Below are 346 nucleotides of genomic sequence, written 5' to 3' on the forward strand. Positions count from 1 at the left end.
CACGTATGCGCCCATCTTCAAGCTCTTCACGACGGGGAACGTCATGACGCTCAAGATACGCTTCGACCCGATCTTCAGCAGCACGGGCTTCACGCTCTGCTGCGGCGGCAAACTCCTGTTGCGCCGACATAAGGGGAGAAAGACGAGCTCCACTGATAAGAACCACCGCTGAACCAGAAGTATCCTCGGACATACTCCGAAGACCAAAATGCTCACGATCACGCGTGGTCACCTGCACGGTTAACTCCTCATCGGCAGAAGCAGGTTCAACATCAAGGCGTTCCGCCATCAAGGTGGCATTATCACCACGTCGAAGACGACCCGTTTCATCGGCTGTAAACGGCAG

1 protein-coding gene is annotated in these 346 nt (G+C 55.5%); it reads right to left on the minus strand.

What is annotated here, in order from left to right; genetic code table 11:
• The coding region (locus tag CALK_RS13120) for a hypothetical protein (RefSeq protein WP_034638463.1) at nucleotides 1-346 on the minus strand (346 nt) is incomplete at both ends.

It is taken from the genome of Chitinivibrio alkaliphilus ACht1 (assembly GCF_000474745.1).
GTDB lineage: Bacteria > Fibrobacterota > Chitinivibrionia > Chitinivibrionales > Chitinivibrionaceae > Chitinivibrio > Chitinivibrio alkaliphilus.